Source organism: Chitinophaga sp. (assembly GCF_036569185.1).
Classification (GTDB): Bacteria; Bacteroidota; Bacteroidia; order Chitinophagales; family Chitinophagaceae; genus Chitinophaga.
Map to the genome: position 1 here is coordinate 1 of NZ_DATCRD010000182.1, position 6,589 is coordinate 6,589.

Sequence of the window (6,589 nt, forward strand, 5' to 3'; positions counted from 1 at the left end):
AAGATGTTTTCGATATTTTTTAGCGAGGCATTGAATAACATTAATTCGCTTTCCAGATAAATGATTTTTTGCCTCGCTTCAGATTTTATCTGCTGATATTCGGATGGCTCAATGCTATTGCTGATCCAAACCAAAACGACCAACGGTTTCTACACCACTGGACCCTGGCCTTTTCTTATATATTTACATTCCCTATCTTCCATCAAAAAATGGCGATTAGCTATCTGGATAAGATAATGCCATCCGGCACGTCACGCTGGTTAATGGGACAAACGCTCCACATTCCGGAAAAAGAGAAGTTTACAGGATACAAAGGCAAAGCTCTCTCATGGGGTACTATAGACCAGGATAAGCTTGATGTCATTGATATACTCGAGCTGTGGCCAGATGATAGTAATACAACACAAATACCGCCGGTGGTTTCCGCTCTGCCTAACCTCAAAATGTTGATCATCCCTTCCTGGTTCGTTGCGACACTTAAACCTGCCGATTTTCCAGAGAGCTTAGCAGCGCTGCAAATTGGTGTCAAAAGCGAAAAGAAACCAAAGGTATACTGGAACCGAACCCTCACGTGGGGCAATATTCAAACGCTGGACCTGGTCAACGTATCCTCCGACTTTTACGCCAGTTGTTTTCCTGGACTCACCAGAACTTTATCGATCTCCGCTGATAACAGGAAACTTTCATTAGCAGAAATTGGCCAGTGCGAAAACCTGACCAATCTTTTTCTTCATAAAGCCCAATCTGTTGAAGATATAAATAATGCTGGCGGGGCTAATCTCAAATTTGCGGGCTGGATGGAAGCGAAGAATTTAGACTTTAATGGCCTTGTTGGCTACAACGAGCTGAAGGAAGCAGAGATTAAATGGAATAAATCGCTCTTATCGCTTCAGGGGCTGGAGCGGCTTTCTAAATTAGAACAGCTCGAAGTCTCCGGATGCCCCAAATTAGCGAACCTCGCAGATATTGCAGGAATTAAAAGCCTGAAATGGATACGTATTATTGATTGTGGTGCGACATGGGCAGCAAATGAACAGGATTTGAAGAAAAGACTTACCCTGGCTGGATTTGAAAAGATCCGTCTTGAGCCCTATGGAAGACATACCTTGCTGGAAGCCTGGCGGGGGCTCTAACCATAGGTTGCAGGAGAGGATATTCAGGACTTGGCATTATGGCAGTTCTATTGGAGTAAACACACAAGTTATGCTTAAAGTCTTTATACATACATGCACCCTTTTACTGATTCCCATGTTTTTGCATGCGCAGTTGGTCATCATTCATAGTAACAGCGACTTTACGAATCTGCGCAGCAAGCCTGGAAAAAAAGGACGTATCATAGATCGTGCTCCGGGCGGTAGCATTTGTATGCTGAAAGAAACACCAGTTCCGGCCAGTCAATCTTTGGCGCGCTGGAACCGGGTAAGCCGGGGCTCATACTATCCCGTTGCCGATACAGTATGGCCTCGTTTGCCTGAACCAGAAGGATATATCCACGAAGCACAATACACAATGCTGGATGCTCTGCCGGCATTAAAAATCGGGTTGGCACAAGATAGTTTACTTGTTCTTGAAGGCGATACAATTGGAGTAACTATTAGCAGGCGCCTGTTTCAAGCTAAGGTGCACCGAATAACCTGGAAAAACCATATAGCCACTGAAATAGACGGCCGGCATATTTGGGGAATGGATGGAGGAATACCTACGACTGAAATCAGTAGCATGACGATATATAAAGCTGGGCAAAAATGGGAACTTCCGGCTTCAGCCTTTCATAGCTTATACCAACCTGACTTTGGCAGAACTGCCGTATACCTTACCGGGCAAGGCGGTATTTACATCGTTATGGCCGGGGGAGATGGTTCCGGCTCCTATTACGCGGTGTGGGCCTGGAAGGATACGTCGCTGGTATCAACAAGTATTTTTAGCGTTCCCTGATGATTCCCCAGCAGTGAAAAATCAGTATCGTAAAAAGAAGTGCGATGCAAAATCAGCGTGCGAATTGTTGATCTATAAAATTAAATTAAAGAAAAACAGATGAACCCCATTTTGAAAGAATTTCTCGAATATTTGGAATCAGAAGATGAATTTTCATATAAGATAAGAATGGAAAGAGCGTGGGATGACCATGAATATGAGAAATATATAAGCCTATTATTGCGCGTTATTGATAGCTATAGAGGCACTGAGGTTATACCAACATCGGTCGTATTGTTTTTTACAGGATTGCAACATTTAATCGACCAGATCAGCCACCCTGATTTCTTCTATAACACCGACCAGCACTATAGAGCTCTGGTTGAGAGAAGAAAAATGGAATTGTTGGAACTAAGACAGAAGTTCTGCTCCGGAGAACTATTTAATGCATCTTAGCCCCGGACAATTTCAATTTACCTTAATCAGGGCTAACCATTACTTATGGTCAGCCCTTTTACGAAATGTTATCTGTAAATTATAAGAAGCTATTACACCCGTGATACTATTTCATTTTAAACTTTGTTTTCAGAAACTGATCCAGATCCGCTATATAACCATCAAAAAAAGCCTCAATAATCTTTTTATTATTTGTGTTTACCACCTTGCCATCCGGATCAAAAATGCTGTCGGGGTAAGCCAGCTTGTAATCGATTTTACGTGAAGTTGCCTTGCCTAAAAGGCCGCCATGCGGGGAAACGGCACTCTGTGTACGACCGTCAGCTGGCTGTATATACTTAAACTCGTTAAAAGGCACATCCTGCTCGGAAACCACATCGCCACCCGGACTGATGCGCAACTTTGCATCAAAAACGGTAGCGAAAATTTTTGAATTACCTCCAGGGCGAATGGAAATATACCCTTCTTCAGGTACAGCAAACATATAGATAAGCCCTGTGAGATCAGCAAAACAGTTTTGCTTGCTCCCGATGGTGGCAAAGTCGCGGTAAACCACAACAGTGCCACCATTGAGCACTGTATCAATTTTCAGGGTCGGCCTGTTCTTCAGGTAGTCGAGTATGCCTTCCAAAAGCTGTTTGCGGTTTTTGCCGCTGTAGGAAAGTGTCACATCGTACTGCCCACTAATTGGCTTTATCATCCCGTAATTTCCATATGTTCCCTTCTCAATAACCACTTCAAAATACTTACCCTGTGAGAACCCTGAGAAATTCAGGATCAGCAGCATAGCTGCAAATATGGTTTTGAATGTGATGCTCATATCAAAAATAGTTACCTGCCCGCGAACTGTTTATGTTATTATCTACTTTAGTAACGATGCCATTTTTGTCTACAAATAAAGTAGTAGTTTCAACATACTGGCTGGCCCATCGTGTATCCTTTGCCTGCACCGTTTCAGAGTTTACGGCTTGTCCGAAAACATTGTACCCTGTGATGGTATACCCTGGCGTATAACTACCTCCCGAATAATTGGATACTTTTTCATACACCACTACCTGCCCTCCGTTCCCATCCGGGAAAGCCTTGGTAGGAGCGCCCCATTTTTTATAAATATCTGCGAGGCTAACCCCTACCCACGAATTCTTCCAGCTCTCCCGGTTATATATACCCCGTTGAAAATCCGCATAATACTTATCATCTTTATAACGCTGTTCCAGCGCTTCTTTCATTCGCTTCTCAAGTTTGGCCTGTGCGCCGGCAGCAAAGGAAAAAAGCATCAGAACAATAGTAGCAGATATATACTTCGGGTACTGCATGAAAAACATTTTATCGCATTAAAATTTGTAATTAAGCATCACAGATAATACCCTGCCTGGAGTGGCTGATTCTTCTTTTTTCAATACTCCATCAATGTAAATGCCCACTTTCAGCGCAGAGGCATCTGTAGTGCCTGCCCCATTTACAAGGATATTGGCGTTGTATGCACCGGCCGGGGCAGTAAGCTCGGGGCTGGTCCAGGAAGTACCACTAAGATTATTGGCAGTATGGGCATCGCCATCCACCCCGTAAGAGGCGGTGCTAATACTTCCACCTGCTGAAGCGGTGGCTATAAACTGTACCTTGTGCGTAACGGATGTTGGATTATCATCCTTATCTTTGGAACACGAGGAAGATGTAAGCATTGCTGCGAACAGGATACTTACAATGGATAATTTTCTGTACATATGCTATGATTTGTAATTTGGCCTACTCTGAATTAACCCGGTTTTCGGCTACCCCGTTTGTTTGTGTGCAGCGTAAGCTGATTTTCTTTGGCGCCTGGCCCTACTGGGAAAGATCACATCTTAAAAAATACAGAACAATCAATTCAAACCTGTTATGCCAGTACCTGGAACAAAATTACTTATGAAAACAAGGGTAGCCAATGCCGGAAAATGGCCATTTTCCATATAGCTGTTTTCAGTGATTCTTCTGATATATCTTTATTATTATAGTTATATGTAACAACTTGCAGATTGTTATGAAACTACTTACACTCACGCTTATTCTTTTGCTGCTGGCTACCCGGGGAGAAGCTCAAAAGGCTCCGGGGAAATTTGACAGGGATAGTCTTGCCCGCATTCTTAACGAAGCGGTGAATGACAGCATCAAAGCCCGGGCAAGCTTCTTCCTGTCTGATGAATGGAAAGAGGAAGACTCCACCCTGTCAAAAAAGTATACGCAGCTTGGCATCCGGTTCAGCAAAGGATACCCGTTCCTGGAAGGAGTTTCCGTTTTATACCAAGGCCGGCAACTTACAACTACAGCGCCCGATTCAGCTGCTAAACTTTTCATGCAGGCAGAAAACATGTTAAAGAAATTCCCCGGCAAAGAAGCTTTACTTTTCCGCGCTATGTGCTGGCATGACTATGCACGGGTATTCCACTTCGAAAAAGATGATCCGGAAACCTATGTGAACCTGCTTATAACCCAGGCGATACCGCTGGCGCAAAAGTCCGGCGACCAGCTTTACCTGGGAAAGAATTACCTGGATCTTGCCTATGGATTTAAAAACCTGAAAGAGCATGCCAAAGCCAAGATATACCTGCAACTCGCCATTGAAACATTACGGAACAGGAAGGGAAATACCAGCTACCTGGCTACTGCTTATCATACCCTATCGGAGAATTACTCGTTGTCGGGTGATTCGGTGAATGCCGCGTTGTACATCGACAGCATGCGTGTGCTACTGGCCCCTTACCCTGAAGCGAGCGAGTGGCTGGATTATTATGCAGGAGAATGTATGCGGCTTACCATTGCAGAAAAGTTTGACCAATCACTTGCAGTGGCCGAAAAAGGTATTGCCCTGGCCCGGCAACTGCATCAGGCATATCCCGAACAACGTTTGTTGCTGCAAAAATTTTATGCACTGTATAATAAGAAGGACCTGGCACAGGCCCGCAGCGTGGGTCTTGATCTCTACAGCAGGCTGCCGTTTATGAATACTTCCGCTAACCGGCTCTTATTATACTACGGCATGACGGCCACCTATGAAGATCTGAAGAATATTCCCGAAGCCTTCATATGGCTGAAGCGCTATAGCTACCTAAGCGACAGCGTTGCGCAAACCAACCTGGCAACAAAGATCAATGCGCTGGAAATAAAATTCAGGAATGCAGAAAATCAACGGAAAATTGTAGAATTAAACGCATCCAACGACAAAGTAATTTATGCGTTAAAACGAACCATCCTCTTAAGCTGGTCACTGGGTTTAATAAGCGTACTCCTGTTGACAGTTTTACTATTGGGATATTTCTTTTATAAAAATAAAAAGAAAACAGCCATACAGCAGGAACAGATAAAGATCTCGCATGCAATGCTGCAAGGCCAGGAAGAAGAGCGCAAACGCGTGGCGCGGGATCTTCACGACAGCCTGGGAGGCTTACTGGCATCCACTAAAATCAATCTTTCCAAAATCGCTGCCAGCAGAAATGCGGACCACCAGCCGGAACTGGAAAGTATCATTGTCCAAATGGATACCTCTGTAGCAGAACTAAGGCGGATCGCCCACAATATGATGCCTGAAATGCTGCTCCGCCTGGGACTTGAAGCTGCACTGAAAGATCTTTGCGATACATTTAAATCAGAAAAAACAACGATCCGTTTCCTGTGCTTTGGCATCCAGCCAAACATTCCACAGGCTGAGCAGGTCATCATTTACCGCATTGTACAGGAGTTATTAACCAATGCAATAAAACATGCTGATGCAAAAAATATCCTGTTGCAATGTAACCAGCGAAGCAACAGGTTCTTTATTACGGTAGAAGATGATGGCGCCGGTTTCGATGAAGGTGTTTTAAATGAAAAACAGGGCATGGGCTTCATCAATATTAAAAACAGGGTAGCCTATCTGAATGGTAAAATAGATATTCTTTCCAAAGGTAATCAACCAGGTACCTCCATAAACATTGAAGTGTATGTTACAACCGAAATACAGGCTGGCCATTCTTGACGATCATCCCGTAGTGCTCCAGGGATTGGTGAATGTGCTTTCGGGAGAAGACGCATTTGAAATTGCCGGTACATTTACCAGCGCCCGCGACTTCCTTCAATTTTTCAATAGCAACCCGGTCCATGTAGTGTTGCTTGATATTATCCTTCCGGATGGGAACGGGATGGATCTGTGTAAAGACATCAAAACAAAAGCACCCGATACCATTGTACTGGCATTGAGCAATCA

8 protein-coding genes are annotated in these 6,589 nt (G+C 44.1%); 5 read left to right on the forward strand and 3 right to left on the reverse strand.

Annotated features, from left to right (window positions below; genetic code table 11):
• Positions 1-68 precede the first annotated feature (68 nt).
• From VIM72_RS13900 to VIM72_RS13910, 3 genes are all read left to right on the forward strand, one after another.
• Positions 69-1,133 (forward strand): hypothetical protein, encoded by a 1,065-nt coding sequence (locus VIM72_RS13900; RefSeq protein ID WP_332003422.1) that lies wholly within the window; start codon positions 69-71, stop codon positions 1,131-1,133.
• Positions 1,134-1,203: 70 nt separating this feature from the next.
• Entirely contained in the window at positions 1,204-1,935 is a 732-nt protein-coding gene (locus tag VIM72_RS13905) for a hypothetical protein (RefSeq protein ID WP_332003423.1), read from the forward strand.
• 111 nt (positions 1,936-2,046) lie between these two features.
• Positions 2,047-2,370, forward strand: coding sequence for a hypothetical protein (locus VIM72_RS13910; RefSeq protein WP_332003424.1), 324 nt, complete (start codon positions 2,047-2,049; stop codon positions 2,368-2,370).
• 106 nt (positions 2,371-2,476) lie between these two features.
• Here VIM72_RS13910 and VIM72_RS13915 read toward each other — a convergent pair whose 3' ends face one another.
• The 3 genes from VIM72_RS13915 to VIM72_RS13925 are packed head-to-tail and all read right to left on the reverse strand — an operon-like array spanning position 2,477 to position 4,094.
• Positions 2,477-3,190, reverse strand: coding sequence for a hypothetical protein (locus tag VIM72_RS13915; RefSeq protein WP_332003425.1), 714 nt, complete (start codon positions 3,188-3,190; stop codon positions 2,477-2,479).
• Position 3,191: 1 nt separating this feature from the next.
• Entirely contained in the window at positions 3,192-3,686 is a 495-nt protein-coding gene (locus VIM72_RS13920) for a hypothetical protein (RefSeq protein WP_332003426.1), read from the reverse strand.
• Positions 3,687-3,704: 18 nt separating this feature from the next.
• Positions 3,705-4,094, reverse strand: coding sequence for a hypothetical protein (locus VIM72_RS13925; protein ID WP_332003427.1), 390 nt, complete (start codon positions 4,092-4,094; stop codon positions 3,705-3,707).
• A 296-nt stretch (positions 4,095-4,390) separates the two neighbouring features.
• Between VIM72_RS13925 and VIM72_RS13930 the strand changes: the two genes are divergently transcribed.
• Positions 4,391-6,361, forward strand: a complete 1,971-nt coding sequence (locus tag VIM72_RS13930) for a sensor histidine kinase (RefSeq protein ID WP_332003428.1) — start codon at positions 4,391-4,393, stop codon at positions 6,359-6,361.
• A partial coding sequence (locus VIM72_RS13935) for a response regulator transcription factor (protein ID WP_332003429.1) occupies positions 6,327-6,589 on the forward strand: 263 nt, incomplete at its 3' end. The genes VIM72_RS13930 and VIM72_RS13935, both read left to right, overlap by 35 nt.